This is a genomic window from Ochrobactrum sp. PL_is483 (assembly GCF_055816855.1).
On sequence record NZ_JBVPGS010000040.1, the window covers coordinates 642,697 to 657,571 of the forward strand.

16 protein-coding genes are annotated in these 14,875 nt (G+C 56.8%); 15 read left to right on the forward strand and 1 reads right to left on the reverse strand.

Features of this window, described 5'->3' with window-relative positions; all coding sequences use genetic code 11:
• Window positions 1–6 precede the first annotated feature (6 nt).
• The 10 genes from AC0TNJ_RS21390 (at window position 7) to AC0TNJ_RS21435 (ending at window position 7,077) form a co-directional block, all read left to right on the forward strand.
• A complete protein-coding gene (locus tag AC0TNJ_RS21390; protein ID WP_006472360.1) occupies window positions 7–543 on the forward strand; it encodes a phage major tail tube protein in 537 nt (178 codons plus the stop codon).
• A 65-nt stretch (window positions 544–608) separates the two neighbouring features.
• Window positions 609–1,016: a phage tail assembly protein gene (locus AC0TNJ_RS21395; protein ID WP_473768407.1), complete on the forward strand. Its 408-nt coding sequence runs from the start codon at window positions 609–611 to the stop codon at window positions 1,014–1,016.
• A 113-nt stretch (window positions 1,017–1,129) separates the two neighbouring features.
• Complete coding sequence (locus tag AC0TNJ_RS21400) at window positions 1,130–3,403, forward strand: phage tail tape measure protein (protein ID WP_473768406.1); 2,274 nt, start codon at window positions 1,130–1,132, stop codon at window positions 3,401–3,403.
• A complete protein-coding gene (locus tag AC0TNJ_RS21405) occupies window positions 3,403–3,825 on the forward strand; it encodes a phage tail protein (protein WP_151657822.1) in 423 nt (140 codons plus the stop codon). The genes AC0TNJ_RS21400 and AC0TNJ_RS21405 overlap by 1 nt, the downstream gene beginning before the upstream one ends.
• Window positions 3,822–4,061, forward strand: coding sequence for a tail protein X (locus AC0TNJ_RS21410; RefSeq protein ID WP_006472365.1), 240 nt, complete (start codon window positions 3,822–3,824; stop codon window positions 4,059–4,061). Before AC0TNJ_RS21405 ends, AC0TNJ_RS21410 begins: the two co-directional genes overlap by 4 nt.
• A gap of 4 nt (window positions 4,062–4,065) precedes the next feature.
• Window positions 4,066–5,196 (forward strand): phage late control D family protein, encoded by a 1,131-nt coding sequence (locus tag AC0TNJ_RS21415; RefSeq protein ID WP_151651024.1) that lies wholly within the window; start codon window positions 4,066–4,068, stop codon window positions 5,194–5,196.
• Window positions 5,197–5,253: 57 nt separating this feature from the next.
• The gene (locus tag AC0TNJ_RS21420; RefSeq protein ID WP_063881997.1) at window positions 5,254–5,928 is read left to right on the forward strand and encodes a peptidoglycan recognition protein family protein; all 675 of its coding nucleotides are present in this window, start codon (window positions 5,254–5,256) and stop codon (window positions 5,926–5,928) included.
• 17 nt (window positions 5,929–5,945) lie between these two features.
• Window positions 5,946–6,389, forward strand: coding sequence for a hypothetical protein (locus AC0TNJ_RS21425; protein ID WP_473768405.1), 444 nt, complete (start codon window positions 5,946–5,948; stop codon window positions 6,387–6,389).
• Window positions 6,390–6,394: 5 nt separating this feature from the next.
• Entirely contained in the window at window positions 6,395–6,622 is a 228-nt protein-coding gene (locus AC0TNJ_RS21430) for a hypothetical protein (protein ID WP_473768404.1), read from the forward strand.
• A 122-nt stretch (window positions 6,623–6,744) separates the two neighbouring features.
• Window positions 6,745–7,077, forward strand: a complete 333-nt coding sequence (locus AC0TNJ_RS21435; protein WP_151651022.1) for a hypothetical protein — start codon at window positions 6,745–6,747, stop codon at window positions 7,075–7,077.
• Window positions 7,078–7,271: 194 nt separating this feature from the next.
• On the opposite strand, the gene iolG is transcribed toward AC0TNJ_RS21435, so the two are convergent.
• Window positions 7,272–8,276, reverse strand: coding sequence for an inositol 2-dehydrogenase (gene iolG, locus AC0TNJ_RS21440; protein ID WP_473772430.1), 1,005 nt, complete (start codon window positions 8,274–8,276; stop codon window positions 7,272–7,274).
• Between the two features lie 121 nt (window positions 8,277–8,397).
• Here iolG and AC0TNJ_RS21445 point away from each other — a divergent pair, with 121 nt between their 5' ends.
• The 5 genes from AC0TNJ_RS21445 (at window position 8,398) to iolB (ending at window position 14,846) form a co-directional block, all read left to right on the forward strand.
• Window positions 8,398–9,231 (forward strand): MurR/RpiR family transcriptional regulator, encoded by an 834-nt coding sequence (locus AC0TNJ_RS21445; RefSeq protein ID WP_122001910.1) that lies wholly within the window; start codon window positions 8,398–8,400, stop codon window positions 9,229–9,231.
• A 132-nt stretch (window positions 9,232–9,363) separates the two neighbouring features.
• Window positions 9,364–11,271, forward strand: coding sequence for a bifunctional 5-dehydro-2-deoxygluconokinase/5-dehydro-2-deoxyphosphogluconate aldolase (locus tag AC0TNJ_RS21450; RefSeq protein WP_473772314.1), 1,908 nt, complete (start codon window positions 9,364–9,366; stop codon window positions 11,269–11,271).
• A 32-nt stretch (window positions 11,272–11,303) separates the two neighbouring features.
• A complete protein-coding gene (iolD, locus tag AC0TNJ_RS21455) occupies window positions 11,304–13,127 on the forward strand; it encodes a 3D-(3,5/4)-trihydroxycyclohexane-1,2-dione acylhydrolase (decyclizing) (RefSeq protein WP_473772315.1) in 1,824 nt (607 codons plus the stop codon).
• Window positions 13,128–13,130: 3 nt separating this feature from the next.
• Window positions 13,131–14,033, forward strand: coding sequence for a myo-inosose-2 dehydratase (iolE, locus tag AC0TNJ_RS21460; RefSeq protein WP_473772316.1), 903 nt, complete (start codon window positions 13,131–13,133; stop codon window positions 14,031–14,033).
• Window positions 14,034–14,036: 3 nt separating this feature from the next.
• Complete coding sequence (gene iolB / locus AC0TNJ_RS21465; protein WP_473772317.1) at window positions 14,037–14,846, forward strand: 5-deoxy-glucuronate isomerase; 810 nt, start codon at window positions 14,037–14,039, stop codon at window positions 14,844–14,846.
• Window positions 14,847–14,875: the final 29 nt, after the last annotated feature.

Below are 14,875 nucleotides of genomic sequence, written 5' to 3' on the forward strand. Positions count from 1 at the left end.
TCAATCATGTCGAACATTTATATCATGGAGGCTGCGAACCTTTTCGTCGGCGACCACGATCCGAAGAACTCGAAATTCCTCACTCTTGAGGAATTGAAGCTACCCGACTTGCAGGAAACGCTTGTCGACCACACTCCGGGCGGCGGCAAGGTTGGCGTCGAGTTCGCCGTCGGCGTTCAGAAGCTTGAGCCGACGTTCAAGCTTAAGGGTTGGGACGCCCCGCTCCTGCGGGACTTCGGCCTCGGAACGACAAAGCGGAAAGTATTTACCGCTTACGGCGTCGTGCGGGACAAAAAGACGGGCGACGCTCTGGAAGCAAAAGCCATTATCGAAGGCCGTCTTTCCAAGGTCGCACCCGAAGCCTTCAAGCGCGGCGAAACGATGGGACACGATTATTCCATCAATGAGGTGCTGCATTACGAAGTTTTCTTCGATGGCAAGGAAGAATTCTATTGGGATTTCTTCACGAACACGCTTCGTCAAGGCGGGGTCGATCCCGACCCCGACTTCAACAATATCCTTCGTATCAGCAACGGCGGCTAACCGCTGAATAGCTCTCCTTCCCGGCCCGCTCTCATGCGGGCCTTTTTTCTGTTTCAGGTTCCCAAATGACAAAGCACACGCTTCAATACCCGATCGAAATCAACGGCTCGACCGTGTCGTCGGTTACGATCCGCAGGCCGAAGGGCGGCGACATGGTCGTTATTGGTGACGACGTGGCAGACCTGATGCGCTTCTATTCGTCGAACGCGAAGGCCGCCCAAGAAATCAACAATGCGCAAGTCGCGGCAGAGCTTGCCGGTTCCGAGCCTGATTTCGAAAAGATCGCATCGAAGATGACGCCGCCAGACAGTCGCGTCTATACGGCAATGATTTCCATCGTCGGTCGTTTGACCGGGATCGGTGAGGCCGCCGCGGAACTGGACGTCGCCGACCTCCAAGATATCGCTGCAAAGGCCCTCAACACGGGGGAAGCTCCGGGGCGTGGGGCGGCGACGAATGGCGACGAGCAATAGCCCTCGTCGCCAACGCTACCAACACGCCCCTAACGTTCTTTCTCGACCTGCCAGTCGGTGAACTCCTCGACTGGCTTGAAACGGCATCGCAGCTACCCCCGAGGCGTATTTAAATGGCAAATCTTACTTCCGTTCTCACGGTTCGGCTGATCGATGCCGTTGCAGGCCCCGCCCGCGCGGCGGCAAACTCCATTCGGGGTATCGGCAATGCCGTTGACAGCACGAATGCGCGCCGCCTCGCCATTGGCGGGGCGGTTAGCACGATGGTTTCCGACGTCGGCAAGCAAACACAAGTCCTAAAGAGAAACCTTCACAACATGACCACCGGGCTTTCAATGCCCGCTGGTTTCCTGACGTTCTTTGGCGCGCGCGCGGTCTATGACTTCGAAAAGACGTCGAACTCTCTGCAAGCTGTTACGGACATAACCGACGAACAGCGCAAGTCGATCCAGAGCTACGCGAAGGAACTCAACGAGCTTTTCCCGGCCACGAACTCCGAAATCATGAAAGGCGCTTACGAACTCGGCCGAGCCGGGTTCAAGTATGACCAGATCATGGGTTCCATGAAGGGCATGCTTAACCTTGCGCTGGCTGGCGACATTGCGATCAAAGAAAGCTCCGATATCGCCACCAATATTCTGACCGCGATGCGCCTACCAATGAAGACGGTCGAGCAAGCTTCGGACAGCCTGACCCGCGTCAATGACGCCCTCGCCTATTCCGCGTCGAATTCGAACACCGACGTTCGAATGATGGGCGAAACATTCAAGTACGTCGGCCCGATGGCCGCCGCTGCGGGAATGTCGATTGAACAGGTTGCCGCCGCTTCAATGGTCATGGCCCGTAACGGCATTCGGGCAAGCGAAGCCGGCGTCGCGATGCGATCCGCTCTCGTCCGCATGGTCCGACCGACGAAGCCTATGCTTCAAGCCCTCGATCGGATCAACGTCGATATCAACAAGTTCGTGAAGGGCGGCCGACAGATCAGCGCGAAGGATATTATTGGATCGCTCGCCGTTGACGGTATCGACGCGAGTTCCTACGCGAAGCAAATCGAGCAGGTTCTAAACGATCCGAGCCTCAATAAGTCTTTAAGCAAGTTATCGGCCAAACTTGCCGAAATCATCGGCGGCGACGGCACGGCCGTCGACAAGTCGAAGCTCGCCGAAACGATTACGGACGTTCTCACGGCCGCCGGTTCGGAAGTGGACTTTTTCGGCTTCATCCGCGCGCTACGCGAAAAGGGTGCTGACCTTGGCGACATTGCCCGCATTTTTGACGCTCGACAGGGTTCGCGACTGATTACGCTTCTCGCGGGCGATCTCGATAAGGCCCTGTCCGACGTCGAGAAGAATTCGAAGGGCGCAACCGACCGCATGGCTAAAACGATGATGAAAGGCATCGTAGGCGATTGGGCCGAGTTCGAAGCGTCGGTCGAAAATCTATTTGTGTCGATTGCAGAAAGCGGCGTCCTGAAAACCGCGTCCGAAGCTTTCAAGCTCGCCGCTGACGGGTTGAAATCTCTCGCGCAGTCGAACCCTAAGCTCCTCGAATTCGGAACTTACGCCCTCATGATTGCGGGTGTACTCGGGCCAATTGCCCTTGTCGGCGGAGGCGTGATTTCATTCTTCACGTCCCTTCTAGCGATGCTGTTGCTTGTGACAAAGGTCGGGCGCGGTGCGCTCGGCGTCGCAGGCGCTGCGATGGGTATCTCGGGGGCCGCTGGCGCAACCGGAGCCGGAGCGGCCGCCGCAGGTGCGGCGGCAGGGGCTGGCGCAGCATCGAAGGGAAGTTCGCTTCTCGGCAAGGCTGCCAAGGGTGCCGGTATCATCGGCACCGCTTGGACGGTCAAGGAAGTGCTGGACGCTGTTGACCCCGAGGGCAATCTTTGGGGCCTGACGAGCGGCATTGACGCGTGGATCGAAAGCAAGACCGGCATCAACCCGTCAAAAGTCGGCGGAAGCCAGCGCGTCGGGCCGGAAGCCACACCGGAAGAAGGCCGGGCGCATGACATTTCCGAATGGCAAGCACGCCAAGCGGAAATAGACGCCCGACTTGCGCAAATTGAGAAAAACACTCACCCGGCAATGCGTGACATGCCGAACATCGAGCGAGACAATTTGCAGGCCGAGCGCTCTATGCTCGATCAGCAAATCAATGCGGCGATACCGCAGGCGCAGCCTGCCGAAGCCGCGGCGGCCGCTAAGCAAACGATGGACGGATACAACGCCGCATTGTCGACCGAACTTTCGGCGGCCGAGGCGCAGATTGACGCGTTCATGGCTCGCATCAAACAAAAAATGGCGACGACCCTTAGCCCGGTGATTTCACCGCGCCTTGATACGTCGTCAATCTCGGGGCTTCACGCTGATATAGGGGTTGAATAATGCTTTTCCTTCTCGGCGCATTGTCATTCGAGATTTGGCCGCTCAATCCGACCAGCACCGACAGCGAGAACGGCGGCGACTATGTCGAGAAACCAGTAATGGGCCGACGCCCGCCACTGGAATTTGTCGGCGAAGCTACAGAGAGCTTTTCGTTCTCGGCCGTTCTGTTCCCCGAAAAGCTCGGCGGCCTTGAAAAGCTCGACCAGCTTCACGCCATCCGAAAAAGCGGCATTCCTCAATACCTCATGCGAGGTGACGGAAAGCCGCTCGGCTGGTTTGGCGTGACCGGGGTTAAGGAACAAGGTTCCTACCTTTCAGCGCAGGGCGTCGGGCAGCAAATCAACGTCGAAATAAGTTTGCTGCGGGGCGATGCCCCGCAAGACGCTGACTATTTCGCATCGGTCATAGGGATGCTGGAATGAGTTACCAAGGCAACGCGGAAACGATCGTCGTCAAAGGGGAAGCTATCACGCTTCCCCTTCTTGTTTGGCGGCGCTTCAAAAGGCAGCCCACCGGCTTTGTTGAGCGCGTTCTCGACTTGAACCCTGGCATTGCCGACCTCGGCCCCTTCCTTCCGGTCGGAACCGAAATCCTGTTTCCGGTCGATGCGCCAGAATTGGAGACGAAGGAACGGGACACCGTTCATCTTTGGGATTGATTAAATGGCAACGAGCAAAAAAACCGAGTGCGTTGTCATCGTCGACGGGCGCGACATTTCCAGCGCTCTTATGCCCCGGCTTCTCAATCTGAATATCTCGGATAAAGCCGGTGCTTCGAGTGACACAGTCCGCATTGACCTCGACGATGCGGACGGGAAAATTCTCCTGCCAAGCGAGGGCGTTTCGATTTCTGTGTCTCTTGGAGCCGCCGGAAAAGGCGCGGGCGTTGCTTTTCGTGGCGTGGTTGACGAGGTCCGTTCAAAAGGATCGCGGAGCGAGGGCCGCGTTCTGTCGATCAGCGGAAAAGGCTTCGACGCACAAGGGAAACCGAAACAACAGCAAGAAAAGCATTGGGACGAAAAGAAGCTCGGCGATGTGTTCGCCGAGGCGGCAAAGCTCGGCGGGATCGAAACCGTTCGCGTCGACGAGGAGCTTGCATCGATCATTCGTCCCTATTGGGCGATGCAATCGGAGAGCTTCATTCATTTTGGCGAACGTCTCGCGCGTGAAGTCGGCGGGACATTCAAAATCTCGAATGACGTTGCAATCCTTGCCAAACGCAACGGCGGCAAGTCAGCGAGTGGCAAACCGCTTGCTATCATCAACGCGACATACGGCGACAATCTTATCGCTTGGGATATCGCGCCCGTCACCGGCCGCCCTCGATATTCGAAAACTAAAACCCGTTGGTACGATGCCAAAACAGGCACGTGGAAAACGGAAGAAGTCGAGATTGAGGACGAAAAGGCCAAAGCCGAATTTATGAGCCGCTTTCCGGCCGGGGATGCTGCCGAGGCAAAGCGCTTGTCAGAAAGCCGGAAGGCGGACAGCGAGCGCGCCAAGGGCGAAGGCTCGATCACGATCGACGGCAACGCCGATGCGCAGCCCGAGGGATCGGTCAACCTTAGTGGTTCGCGTCCCGGGATAGATGGAACGTACCGCATCGACACCGTCAATCATGACTTTTCGCGCTCGACTGGTTGGGTAACCCGCCTCGACGTCAAACAGCCGCAGGGCGACGCCGGGAAGGACAAGCGCAAGAACTCCAACAAGAGCCGAAAAGGCCCGCGCCGCCAAAAGAATACCCCGACGCCGGTAACTGGCGGCGGGGGCGGATGGAGCACCCCGGACTAACCCCTACCCCATAGAAGGGCCGCAGCAACCGGCCATCACAAAACCAAAGGACAGAACATGACTACCGTGCTGACTATTCAGCGGCGGTTAGCTTCGCTCGGCTACAATCCGGGTGCGGCTGACGGCCTGATCGGCCCTAAAACGCTCTCCGCTATCGATGCGGCGCTTACTGCATTGGAAGGCAAAGGGGGCGCGCAACCAAGCCCTGCGGTTCGGTTCCTGCCGGAAGAATGGCTCCCTTGGGCGCAAATGCAACGTGTCATCGTCCATTGGACCGCCGGGGCAAACAAGGCGAGCGCGGTCGATAAGGCTCACTATCATGTGCTTATCGAAGGCGATGGCACTCCGGTGAAAGGCGATCCGTCGATCGCTGCAAACCAAGCGCCGGTATCATCCGGCTATGCCGCCCACACGTTGAATTGCAATAGCGGCTCAATTGGCCTGTCGCTCTGCGGCATGGCCGGTGCGGTCGAGAAGCCGTTCAATGCTGGCAAATATCCAATCACCCGGCAGCAATGGGAAGCGGCGATTAAGGCCGTTGCCGACCTATGCCGCCGCTACTCGATCCCAGTCACCCCGTCGACCGTGCTTTCGCACGCCGAAGTGCAGCGCACGCTTGGCATCCAACAGCGGGGGAAATGGGACATTGCGATCTTGCCGTTTGAGCCTTCGCTCAACACGGCCGCTAAGGTCGGCGACGCATTCCGCGCCGCCGTCAAAACCATCCTCTAACCGAAGGAGAATTCGGAATGAGATTTTTTTCTATGATCGGCGTGGCAGTGTGCGCGGTTGCGGCTCTTGCCCTCGCGCTCCCGGCCGTTGCGACGGCCGAGGCCGCATCGTCACCCCCCGGCTTTTTTGAAAGCGTGAACCCGCTTCTCTTTAACCTCGCGTCGGCTGCGATCGCCGTTGGCGTGGGCTATGCCATCAAGCGGTTTACCGATTGGACCGGCATCGCAATCGAAGCGAAGCACCGCGAGGCGCTTCAATCGGCTCTCGAAAATGCCGCTCGGCTCGCAATCGGGCATCTGGAAAGCAAGCTGGTTGGTAAACCCGTTGACCTAAGTAATCCGGCGCTCTTGGCCGCGACAAAGTACGTTCGGCAATCGGTTCCCGATGCGGTCGGCTTCTTCAAGCTGACGGACGATAAAATTACCGACCTTATCAGTCCTAAACTCATTCCGAAGGCGTAGCGCCCATGACTGCGATCCTTCTCGGCATTCTAACGGGGGCGGCTGCAATAGCCGCCCTTTTATACAAAGCGTTTTCCGCGGGCAAAAAAGTGCAGTCCGCCGAAGACATAAGGGGCAAGGCGGATAGCTATGAAAAGGAAATCGAAAGGGTCGGCCGTGCCGCCGATGCTCGCGCTTCTGCCGAGCGTGATGCTCGCGGCGGGATGCTCGATGACGAGTGGACAAGGGATTAAGCAGAATGTGGACACGAACGCAGTTTGCGCAGTCTGGTTGCCGATCACGTCGAGTAAGAACGACACGGCACAAACGAGGATCGAGATTAAGGGCAACAATGCCGCCCGGAAAGAATGGTGCAATGTCGCTTCATGAATTCCTTGCGAGCCTCGGCCTCAATCCGAACTTCATCGTTGCGGGCACCGCTGGCGGCTTTCTTCGGGCACTATCCCGAAAGCAGTTCAAAATCCGCGAGGTTGTCTTCTCCCCGATTTGCGGCGCGCTTGCTGCCGCTTATCTGACCGAGCCAATCATCCACTACGCCCGCATGATGAATTGGCCCATGCCAACCGACGGCGCGCCCGAGGCAACGAACAATGCGGCGGCCTTCATCGTCGGCGTCATAGCAATGTGGATTACCGACATTCTGGCAGACCGCCTTATGCGCTTTGTAAAATCGCGAGACAAAGAATAGAGAAGCCCCGCTCGGCCATTAACCGAGCGGGGCTTTTTTTGTTTTTGTACCCTTGGAAAGTGCGGCCCGCCTGAACGAAAAAGCCCGGAATTCCGAGGGTAAAGGTTGGGCCGCACTTTCTTCCAACTAGTTGAAATCTTTACTTTCCCGTTCTTCGCAGCCGAATGCGGGAAAAGGCAAACAAAATTACTGCCTTATCCGAGAACTTCCGCAACTTTGACCGTGCGTCCTTCTTTGATCGAGCGAAGTGCAGCCTCTGCGAGAGCCAAAGCCTGCAGTCCATCCTCTGCTGAAGGATGGGGCGCTTTTCCTGTATCAAGCGCATCAATAAACGAGGCAATCTCCGCGGCATATGCAGCCGTATAGCGCGTCATGAAAAAATCGTGCAGCGGCGGGCGGTTATAGCCATCTCTGGAAGCTATTTCTATCGAAACCGGGCGCTGGTTTTCCGCAGAAACCGCGCCAAGCGATCCATGGACCTCAATGCGTTGGTCGTAGCCATAGGAAGCACGTCGCGAATTGGAAATAACGCACTGTCGACCGGAAGCGGTCGTCAGGATGACGCTCGCACTATCGAAATCGCCTAGCTCTCCGATTTTGGGATCGACAAGGACCGACGCCGACGCAGATACGCTCTCTATTTCCTCCCCAAGCAGAAAACGCGCCATATCGAAATCGTGGATCGTCATGTCGCGAAAAATGCCACCCGATACCTTGATATATTCGGCAGGCGGAGCAGCTGGATCGCGGCTGGTGATCGTTACCATTTCGACGTTGCCGATGCGTCCGTCTTCAATGGTTTTGCGTACTGCTGCAAAATGCGGATCGAAACGACGATTGAAACCAAGCATCACCTTACCGCCGGTTTCGCGAATGACGGCGAGGCAGGCTCGTACGCGTGCAATATCAAGATCGATCGGTTTCTCGCAGAAAACGGCCTTGCCGGCGCGCGAAAACCGTTCGATAAGATCGGCGTGGGTATTGGTCGGCGTGCAAATCAGCACTGCGTCGATGTCGTCGGATTTCTCGATCAGGTCGATGGTGCGAACATCCGCACCGGCAGAATCGGCGATTGCCGTCGCCGCCGCCTCGTTGGCGTCCGCAACGGCGACCAGTTGAGCCCGCTTGTCCGCGGCGATTGCGCCGGCATGAACCTTGCCAATACGGCCCGCACCAAGCAGTGCCAGACGTGTCACCATTGCCTCATCCTCCCAGGAAACGGCCATCTTCAGTTCACTGAAGATATGCTATAGAATATTTATTCTATTTTGCTAGAATGTGACATAAAGATTGTCAAGAGACCATATTGAAAGGCCAAGGATGGATTCCCCTACACCATCATCAAACAGCGTTCCTACGAATATCAAGGAATTCGAGGCGAAACTGCTGGAGGTTTCCGACCGGTTGCCAAAGAGACTGAAACAGTGTGCCGATTTTGTTGCTGCCAATCAGGATCGTATTGCTGTGTCAACCGTTGCTGAGATGGCCGAGGGCGCAGGCGTGCAGAGTTCCGCCTTCATGCGCTTCTGCCAGATCATGGGCTTCTCCGGTTTTTCGGAAATGCAGAAGCTGTTCCGGGAATCCTATGCGGGCGGCTGGCCTGATTATTCGACAAGACTGCAGCATTTGCGAGAAACAGCAACAGGCAGCGCTCCTGCCCTCCTCGCCGAATTTGCCGAGGCCGGGCGCACCTCCCTTGAAGGTTTGCTCAAAACCATTGATCCGCAAGCCCTCGAGAAGGCCGTTCAGCTTCTGGCCAGTGCGCAGACAATCCACATTGTCGGCATCCGCCGCGCATTTCCCGTCGCAAGCTATCTGGCTTACGCTCTGGAGAAAATGCAAGTACCCGCAATGCTGCACAGTGCCGTCGGCAAACTGGAAAACCTTCATGCTATCCGCGAAGGTGACGTGCTTCTGGCCATCACCTTTTCCCCGTACTCGCCCGAAACTGTCGCCATGGCCGAAGCAGTCGCCGCGCGGGGTATCGATGTCGTCGGCATCACCGACACATTTGTGAGCCCCTTGAGTAAATTCGCCAAGCAGACTTTGTTGGTTTCAGAGGTGGATTTCGGAGCATTCCGCTCACTCTCCGCGACGCTCTGTCTGGCCATAGCATTGGCCGTTGCTGTGGGCACAGCACGCCAAAGCGACTGATCCCTCTCGCACACTATTCCATTTTTTGGTTGAAATAGAATATTAAATCCATTTTAATCGAAAATGGAATAACTGCATGATGGCGCATGAATCAAGCGCGGTCATGCAGCAATAAGAAAATAGCGAGGGAGGATGGCAGTGAAGCGGCTCGACTTGATCACCATTGGGCGATCTTCGGTTGACCTGTACGGCGCACAGGTTGGCGGCCTTCTGGAAGACATGGCATCCTTCAACAAGTATGTGGGCGGCTCCCCCACCAATATCGCCACCGGGACCGCGCGGCTTGGCCTCAAATCGGCTTTGATCACCCGCGTCGGCGATGAGCATATGGGGCGTTTTCTGCTGCGCGAACTGGAACGCGAAGGCGTGGACACGCGTGGCATCGTCACCGATCCCGAACGCCTGACCGCCCTCGTCATTCTCGGCATTCGCGACCAGCAGCATTTTCCGCTGATCTTCTATCGGGAAAATTGTGCCGACATGGCTTTGTGCGAGGGTGATATCGATCCGGCCTTCATCGCCGAAGCTGGCTGCGTGTTGGCTACCGGCACACACCTGTCCCATCCAAAGACGGAAGCGGCTGTTTTGAAGGCAATTCGTCTTGCCCGTGAAAATGGAAGCCGGACAGCACTCGACATAGATTATCGCCCGAATCTCTGGGGGCTTTCCGGCCATGGTGACGGTGAAAACCGTTTTATCGAATCTGCGGCCGTTACTGCGAAACTGCAATCGACGCTTCACCTGTTTGATCTCGTTGTCGGAACGGAAGAGGAGTTCCATATTGCTGGCGGCTCGACTGATACGTTGCAGGCGCTTAAAGCCGTGCGCGACGTGACGAATGCCGCGTTGGTTTGTAAACGCGGGCCCATGGGGGCTGTAGTTTTCGAAGGGCCAATTCCCGACAGCCTCGACAAAGGGCAGAGCGGCGAAGGTTTCCCGATCGATGTTTTCAATGTGCTTGGCGCAGGCGACGGGTTCATGTCCGGGCTTTTGCGAGGCTGGCTGAAGGGTGAAGACTGGCCTACGAGCCTCAAATTTGCCAATGCCTGCGGAGCTTTCGCGGTCTCGCGGCATGGATGCACGCCAGCCTATCCGAGTTGGGAAGAACTTCAGTATTTCTTCCGCACCGGCGTCCGCAACAAGGCTTTGCGCAAGGACGCCGCTTTGGAGCAAATCCATTGGTCTACAAACCGCAACGGTCATTGGCCGCATATGCGCGTCTTTGCGTTCGACCACCGCATCCAGCTGGAAGAAATGGCCGCCGAGGCGGGCGTTTCTCTGGATAAGATCGGCGAGTTCAAACAGCTCTGCCTGAATGCCGCATTACGGGTGGCAAATGGCGCTGACGGCTATGGCATATTGTGTGACGGGCGACTGGGGCGAGATGCCCTGTACCGGGCCGCGGGCACAGGCTTGTGGATCGGACGGCCCACCGAATGGCCTGGTTCGCGTCCACTCAAGCTGGAACCCGAACTCGGGCCTGACTGTGGCGGACTGGTTGAGTGGCCCGTCGAGAATGTCGTGAAATTGCTATGCTTCTATCATCCCGACGATACTGCCGAGTTCAAGGCAAAACAGGAAGAAACTGTTTCACGCCTTTTCGCAGCTGCTCGGCGCAACCGACTGGAATTCTTGTTGGAAATCATCCCATCCAAAGCGGGGCCAATCGACGATAATACCACAGCGCGCGTGATCGAGCGGTTCTACGAGATCGGCGTCTATCCCGACTGGTGGAAACTCGAACCCATGAAAACCAGAGCAGCCTGGGCCAATGCCTGTGGCGCTATCACGCGCAATGATGAGCACACACGCGGCATTGTTGTTTTGGGGCTGGACGCGCCAGCCGAGGAACTGGAGGCCAGCCTTGCGATTGCTGCCGAATTTGACCTCGTCAAAGGATTCGCGGTGGGACGCACGATCTTCGGCGACGCCGCACGCAAATGGCTGAACGGCCTGATCAGCGACGAAGAAGCAATCGCCGACATGACCGCGCGCTACCGCAATCTTTGCAACGTCTGGGACAGCGTGCGTACATATTGAAATCGTTCTGCCGGGAGGAAGCTGGAGGAGCTATGAAAACCGTTCGATTGACCGCCGCGCAGGCATTGGTGCGCTATCTCGCAAACCAGATGACGCCGGATGGCGAGACTTTTATCGCAGGTGTTTGGGCAATTTTCGGCCACGGCAATGTGGCCGGGCTTGGTGAGGCGCTCCATGGCATTCACGAAAAACTACCCACATGGCGCGGTCATAATGAACAGACCATGGCTCATGCAGCCATTGCCTACACCAAGCAGCTTGGCCGCAAGCGCGCTTGTGCTGTCACCTCCTCCATCGGTCCCGGCGCAACAAATATGGTCACGGCAGCGGCCCTCGCCCATGTAAACCGCCTGCCGATTCTCCTCATCCCCGGCGATGTCTTTGCCAATCGTGGGCCTGATCCCGTCTTGCAGCAGATCGAAGACTTTAACGACGGCACAATGACCGTGAATGACTGTTTTCGTCCGGTCAGCCGCTATTTCGACAGGATCACCCGGCCCGAACAGCTTCTCACCGCCCTGCCTCGCGCCTTCCGCACCATGACCGATCCCGCTGATTGCGGACCGGTCACGCTTGCCTTTTGTCAGGATGTGCAGACAGAAGCCTATGACTGGCCGGAAGAGTTCTTTGAACCAAAAGTCTGGCATTGGCGCCGCCCACCGCCGGACGAAAACGAGCTGCACACCGCAGCGACGGCAATCAAAGCGGCGCTCAAGCCCGTTATCGTTGCAGGCGGTGGGGTTCATTACTCCGGTGCTCACGAGGCGTTGCGCAATTTTGCCGAAGCGCACGGCATTCCGGTGATCGAAACGCAGGCCGGTAAATCGGCCCTGCCTTGGGATCATCCGCTCAACTTCGGCCCGGTTGGCGTAACTGGAGCGGATAGTGCCAATGCTATCGCGGCAGAAGCTGATCTCGTGATCGGCGTCGGCACCCGCTTTCAGGACTTCACCACCGGATCCTGGGCGCTGTTCAAGCATCCGGAACGCAAGCTGCTTTCACTCAATGTCCAACCCTACGACAGCACCAAACACAATTCACTGCCATTGGTTGCCGATGCAAAGATTGGCCTCGAAGCCCTTTCAAAAGCGATCGGCAGCTACAAACGCCAGCCTGTGAATACCGCTTTGAAAGAGAAATGGTTTGCGGCCGCAGACCGGTTTACTGCTGCCCCCAGCGATGGCAACGCGCTTGCAACCGATATGCAGGTGATCGGCGCGGTGCAGCGTCAGGCACGAGAGAACACCGTCGTCATGTGCGCGGCTGGCACAATGCCCGGAGAATTGCATCAACTCTGGAAGGCCGGTCGCCCCATGTCCTATCATATGGAATACGGCTTTTCCTGCATGGGCTACGAAATCGCCGGTGGCCTTGGCATCAAGATGGCCGAACCGGATCGGGACGTCATCGTGATGGTCGGCGACGGATCTTACATGATGGCCAATTCCGAACTCGCCACCGCCGTCATGATGGGACAGAAGATTACGGTCGTTATTACCGACAATCGCGGTTTCGGCTGCATCAACCGGCTGCAAATGGCGACCGGCGGCGCCGAGTTCAACAATCTGCTCGATCATTCGAGCCATGTGAACCCATCTCACATCGATTTCGCGGCCCACGCCGGGGCTATGGGTGCAGATACGAAGAAAGTAGCCTCCATCCGCGAGCTTGAAGAAGCTTTGGCGGAAACCCGCAACAGTGTGCGCACCACCGTCATCATTATCGATACCGACCCCTATTCAACGCCAGAAACGGGTGGATGGTGGTGGGATGTCGCAGTGCCGGAAGTCTCAGAGCGCGAGCAGGTGCGCGCCGCGCGCAAAAATTATGAAGCCAAGCTCAAAGAAAGAAACTGACCGATGATCCTCTATGGCACCAATCCTATTGCCTGGTCGAACGACGATGATCGCAGCCTCGGCGCGCATATCACGCTGGATCAATGTCTCGATGAAACCGCCGAAATCGGCTTTGACGGGATCGAAAAAGGTCACAAATTTCCGCAGGAACCGTCTGCGCTCAAAGCAGTGCTCGAACCTCGTAATCTTCGTTATGTGTCGGGCTGGCATTCGCTCAACCTGCTGGTGAATTCGGTGGAAGATGAAAAGAACGCGATACAGCCAGCGCTCGATCTTCTGAAGGCAATGGGCTCGACGGTCATCATCGTTTGCGAAACCTCGAACGCCATTCACGGCGACAACGACAAGCCGCTATCCGAGCGTCCGGTGCTGGAAGAAGCGCGCTGGGAAGAATTCGGCGCGGGCGTAGAAGCACTCGCTGAATATGCCGCCCAGCAAGGAATAGCTCTTGTCTATCATCATCACATGGGAACGGTGGTGCAGAGCGAGGATGAGATTGATCTTCTGATGCATCATACGGGACCGCATACAAAGCTTCTTCTCGATACCGGTCACTGCCTGTTCGGTGGTGGCGACCCGGAACGGGTTGCGAAAAAGCATATGGACCGCGTCGGGCATATCCATGCCAAGAACGTTCGTCCGGCGATAGCCGCCGAAGTACGCGACCAAAGCCTGTCGTTTCTAGAAGGTGTCCGTCGCGGTGTCTTTACCGTTCCAGGCGATAAGGAAGGCGGCGTCGACTTCGTGCCCGTGCTGAAAGTTGCCGCTGAAAGTGGCTATCAAGGTTGGCTGGTGATCGAAGCCGAGCAAGATCCAGATGTTCGTAATCCATATCAATATCAGTCACTTGGGTTGAAATCGCTGAAAACATTCGCACGCGAAGCAGGACTCGATAAAGGAGACTGAGACATGGCCAATCTATTGCGCAAGCCCAACGGCACGCATGGTAAGGTTCACGACATTACCCCGGAAAGCGCCGAATGGGGCTATGTCGGGTTCGGACTTTATCGCCTGAAGGCTGGTGAAAGCGCTTCGGAAAAGACAGGCTCGACCGAGGTAATCCTCGTTCTTGTGGAAGGCAAGGCGAAGATTTCGGCTTCCGGCGAGGATTTCGGTGAGATGGGCGAACGCATGAACGTGTTCGAGAAACTGCCGCCACACTGCCTCTATGTGCCTGCTGAAAGCGACTGGCATGCGACCGCCACAACAAATTGTGTCCTGGCCGTATGTACCGCGCCAGGTAAGCCGGGCCGCAAGGCACAGAAGCTTGGACCGAAAGGCCTGTCACTGGAACAACGCGGAACAGGCGCGAACACCCGTTTCATCCATAATATAGCAATGGAAGGCCGCGATGTTGCCGACAGCCTTCTTGTTACCGAGGTCTTCACCCCGCAGGGTAACTGGTCATCCTATCCGCCCCACAGACATGACGAAGACAATTTTCCGGATATGACCTATCTGGAAGAGACCTATTATCACCGCCTCAATCCGGCCCAAGGTTTTGGCTTCCAGCGTGTTTTCACTGAGGACGGAAGCCTTGATGAAACAATGGCGGTCGCGGATGGAGATGTCGTTCTTGTGCCAAAAGGCCATCATCCATGTGGCGCTCCCTATGGCTATGAGATGTATTATCTCAACGTGATGGCCGGTCCGTTGCGCAAATGGCGGTTCAAGAACCACCCTGATCACGACTGGATTTTCAAACGCGACAATCCCTGACCCAGCCTGACCTGAGTTCGGAGCAACTT

Coding starts and splice junctions, on each gene's coding strand:
- AC0TNJ_RS21390 (WP_006472360.1), top strand. CDS start 7: ATGTCGAACATTTATATCATGGAGGCTGCGAACCTTTTCGTCGGCGAC.
- AC0TNJ_RS21395 (WP_473768407.1), top strand. CDS start 609: ATGACAAAGCACACGCTTCAATACCCGATCGAAATCAACGGCTCGACC.
- AC0TNJ_RS21400 (WP_473768406.1), top strand. CDS start 1,130: ATGGCAAATCTTACTTCCGTTCTCACGGTTCGGCTGATCGATGCCGTT.
- AC0TNJ_RS21405 (WP_151657822.1), top strand. CDS start 3,403: ATGCTTTTCCTTCTCGGCGCATTGTCATTCGAGATTTGGCCGCTCAAT.
- AC0TNJ_RS21410 (WP_006472365.1), top strand. CDS start 3,822: ATGAGTTACCAAGGCAACGCGGAAACGATCGTCGTCAAAGGGGAAGCT.
- AC0TNJ_RS21415 (WP_151651024.1), top strand. CDS start 4,066: ATGGCAACGAGCAAAAAAACCGAGTGCGTTGTCATCGTCGACGGGCGC.
- AC0TNJ_RS21420 (WP_063881997.1), top strand. CDS start 5,254: ATGACTACCGTGCTGACTATTCAGCGGCGGTTAGCTTCGCTCGGCTAC.
- AC0TNJ_RS21425 (WP_473768405.1), top strand. CDS start 5,946: ATGAGATTTTTTTCTATGATCGGCGTGGCAGTGTGCGCGGTTGCGGCT.
- AC0TNJ_RS21430 (WP_473768404.1), top strand. CDS start 6,395: ATGACTGCGATCCTTCTCGGCATTCTAACGGGGGCGGCTGCAATAGCC.
- AC0TNJ_RS21435 (WP_151651022.1), top strand. CDS start 6,745: ATGTCGCTTCATGAATTCCTTGCGAGCCTCGGCCTCAATCCGAACTTC.
- iolG (WP_473772430.1), bottom strand. CDS start 8,276: ATGGTGACACGTCTGGCACTGCTTGGTGCGGGCCGTATTGGCAAGGTT.
- AC0TNJ_RS21445 (WP_122001910.1), top strand. CDS start 8,398: ATGGATTCCCCTACACCATCATCAAACAGCGTTCCTACGAATATCAAG.
- AC0TNJ_RS21450 (WP_473772314.1), top strand. CDS start 9,364: ATGGCAGTGAAGCGGCTCGACTTGATCACCATTGGGCGATCTTCGGTT.
- iolD (WP_473772315.1), top strand. CDS start 11,304: ATGAAAACCGTTCGATTGACCGCCGCGCAGGCATTGGTGCGCTATCTC.
- iolE (WP_473772316.1), top strand. CDS start 13,131: ATGATCCTCTATGGCACCAATCCTATTGCCTGGTCGAACGACGATGAT.
- iolB (WP_473772317.1), top strand. CDS start 14,037: ATGGCCAATCTATTGCGCAAGCCCAACGGCACGCATGGTAAGGTTCAC.